This window comes from Burkholderia sp. Tr-20390, from assembly GCF_017104595.1.
Lineage (GTDB): Bacteria > Pseudomonadota > Gammaproteobacteria > Burkholderiales > Burkholderiaceae > Burkholderia.
The window spans coordinates 1-3,238 of record NZ_JAAGPC010000353.1 but is presented as its reverse complement, the minus strand read 5'-3'; the positions used below and the strand labels follow the sequence as shown (position 1 = coordinate 3,238).

At 63.5% G+C, this 3,238-nt stretch carries 2 protein-coding genes and 1 pseudogene; 1 reads left to right on the top strand and 2 read right to left on the bottom strand.

The window, feature by feature from the left end:
• Together tssM and G3N98_RS38785 are read right to left on the bottom strand one after the other, a co-directional pair.
• Positions 1–1,728 (bottom strand): type VI secretion system membrane subunit TssM (gene tssM / locus G3N98_RS38790; RefSeq protein WP_206151078.1); only part of this gene is annotated, 1,728 nt, incomplete at its 3' end.
• Between the two features lie 301 nt (positions 1,729–2,029).
• The gene (locus tag G3N98_RS38785) at positions 2,030–2,875 is read right to left on the bottom strand and encodes a M15 family metallopeptidase (RefSeq protein ID WP_069247001.1); all 846 of its coding nucleotides are present in this window, start codon (positions 2,873–2,875) and stop codon (positions 2,030–2,032) included.
• 121 nt (positions 2,876–2,996) lie between these two features.
• Here G3N98_RS38785 and G3N98_RS38780 point away from each other — a divergent pair.
• Positions 2,997–3,238, top strand: a pseudogene (locus G3N98_RS38780) (phage tail protein); the annotation flags it as partial.

Sequence of the window (3,238 nt, the reverse complement as noted above, 5' to 3'; positions counted from 1 at the left end):
CGGGCGCGTCATCGGCACGAGCTGTTCGGGGTGCGCGTTCACGTCCTTCATGAACGACGCGAGGTTCTGCGACACCGGGGCCAGCAGGATCTGGCGCACGCCGTTGTAGTACTCGGTCAGCAGGTGCTGCTCGAGACGGTCGCCCTGGTACAGGCCGAGCGACACCGAAATCGGCTTGTCGCGGCGGAACTGCTCGAGCTGCTCGATCCGGTCCTCGAGGATGTCCATCGCCTGCAGGCGCGACTGCAGGTCGTTGCGGCCCTGCTGCAGGCGCGTGACGTTGTCGAGGTCGGCCTGCACGTTCGCGACGAGCTGCTGGTTGCCGATCGTCGACCAGGTCCAGCCGCCCAGCGCGAGCGCGAGCGCCGCGACGAAGCCGAAGAAGGTCGCGTAGCGCAGCCGCGTCTTGGTCGGGCTCGCGAACTGCCGCACCGTCTGGCGATCCGCGAAGATCACCTTCGAGAACAGGTCGCGCAGGAAGAAGCCGTTCTTCGAGAACGCGCTGTGCGGCTTCGGCAGCGCGGCGCCGTCGAGGCCGAAGCGATGCGCGATGCGCTGCGCGGCCGCGCTGTTGGTTTCGCCTTCCTGCAGCGCGCTGGTGAAGTAGAAGCCGCGGAAGATCGGCTTGTACTGGAACGGGTTGTTCTCGAACAGCGTCGCGAGGAATGCGCGCAGCGACGGCTTGATCGTCGAGAATTCGAGCGGGAAGCTCAACTGGCCCGGCGACAGCTGGTTGCCGCGCGACAGCGACAGCTGCGCGACGCTGATCTCCTTCAGCCCTTCGTAGAGTTCCTCGAAGTGCGTGTCGAACTGCGCGACGACGTCACGCTTGTCGTCGGGTTCGTAGGGCAGGGTGGCGCCCCACACGCGGTCGTACTCGTGCTTGTCGCTGCTGCTGAAGAATTCGGTGAAGCCGGTGATCAGGTCGGCCTTCGTGAACATCACGTAGACCGGCGCGAACACTTCGAGCTTCTCCGTCAGCTCCTGAACGCGCTGGCGGAGGTTTTTCGCGAGGTTGATCGCGAATTCGGGGCGGTTGCCGGTGAGTTCGGCGATGCTCGCGGTGACGATGATGCCGTTGATCGGCGCCTTCGGGCGGTAGCGCTTGAGCAGGCCGAGGAAGCCGAGCCACTCGCTGCGGTCTTCTTCATGCACCGAATAGCGGCCGGCCGTATCGAGCAGGATCCCCTCGGTCGTGAAGAACCAGTCGCAGTTACGCGTACCGCCGATGCCGTGGATCACGGCGCTGTTCTTGTCCGCGAACGGGAACTGCAGGCCGGAATTGAGCACGGCGCTGCTCTTGCCCGCGGCCGGGTTGCCGATCACGATGTACCACGGCAGTTCGTACAGCGCGGAGCCGCCCGACACCTGGCCGATCTTCGACGTCTTGATCGTCTTCACCGCATCCGACAGGCGCGTGCGCAGCACGTCGAGGTCGGCCGTCTTCGCGTCGGGGGCGAGCGCGGCGGCGGCGGGCGCGGCGATCTTGCCGGTTTCCGCCTGCTCTTCCAGCACCTGGCCGAGCTGCTGGTTCGCGCGCTTCACGCGCCAGCGGCGCCACAGCGCGACGACGAGCCACAGCGCGAGGATCGCCGCGAAGGCGATCGCCGCCCACAGGAGCGGCAGCTGCAGCATGTCGGCGACGATGAAGAGGATGGCCGCTAGCGCGACGATCCCGACGATCGAGAGCGTACGCGGATGAGTCAGCACGTTGAGGATGCGTTGCATAGGACGTTCAGGTTCCGGTGCGATTCGATGAGGCGACGCAGGCGCGCCGAGCGGCAAGGGTGGCGCCGCGATGTGTCGCCATGCTGTCAAACGGGATGAAGGGGGCTGGCATCAATGCGCCCGCGGCATCGGAGAAGGCGCGCGCATTAACGAAAGGACGCTGTGAGATTTAAAACGGAAGCGGCGGCCGGAAAAAATCGCGCACCGGAATGCATGATTTTTTGCGCCGCCCATATCGTTTCCTGCCGGGATATTAAAAAGCCCCATGCCGCCCTCATTATTTCCTGTCCGGCAGCCCTGGCTAGCTGCCGCGTCCCAGTTTAAAACCGGGTTTATGGTATTCCACGTGCCCGAGATCCATCATTTTCCAGCGGCCCCCCCAGGTCAGGCCAACCTGTTCGGCGACCTGGCCATACAACTGGTAGCCGCGCATCGCCCACGGATCTTTCTCGGAGATGACCAGCTTGCCGTCGCGCAGGAATGCGTTGTCGGCCGCCAGCCCGAATTGGTGATAACTCTGGAAGGCGGCCGCGTTGGTCACGTTGGTGCCCATCTGCGCCAGCCGGTTCTGCCGTTCCGGGCTCCGATAACCTTCCAGCAACGCCATTTCATAACCATATTGTTCGTGCATGATCTTGTAGACCAGCAGCAAACGCGTACGGAAATCCGGATCCAGCAAGTTCCAGTCGCGGCTCGCATCCTTCAGCGCCGGGCGTACCTGTTCGACTTCCTTGGTGGCGAAGACTTCCGGCGGCAGCGGCGGGGGCGGCACGAGTTGTTCGCCCTGCAGCAGCGCGGCGATCTTCTCGTCGGGCACGCGCGCCGTGTCGTCGTACTGGAACAATTGCCGGCCGCGTAACGCAATGGCGACCAATGGCGGCGTCGCAAGAATACCTGCCGATACCATAATCATCAAGCGCCGGCGAACCAGTAAATTTTGCACGTCGTTTAAAGCGCCGCGCGTAGCGCTTGCCGATTTAACAATCTGACTTCGCGTACGCGAGGCGCGATCGTTCGCGCGGCGCGTTAGACGGCCGTGAAACTGGGCGACGGATTCGAATACGGTCGCGCGGATACCCGGTAAAAGCAACAGTGCCGCAACCGCTACGGCAAGGGCGAAATAGGCGACGAGTGCGACGGCAATCAAAGAAATCCCCGGAAATTGGAATTGATTGTGTTTTGCAATGCTTGCTCTTAGAATCAGGCTGCTTCGAGAGGCCGGGCTATATTATCGCGGTGAATTAAACCAGGATTCAATGAGACGCTGAATGAGTGCGCCGGAAAATTCAAATTCGAAATCTCCGCCCAGCCTGCTGTCCGATACCAAACCGGCAGGCGACGGAGCTCAGCAGTCGCGCATTCTCGCGAATCTGGAAGGACGTGTCACGCCGCCGGCCGAGCCGCCGCGCCGTTCGCTGAAGGCGCCGATCGCCGCTGTCGTGGCCCTGGTGGTCGCCGTCGGCGGCTGGGGCGCATGGCGCACGCAGCATGCGGGCGAGCAGGCCCCCGA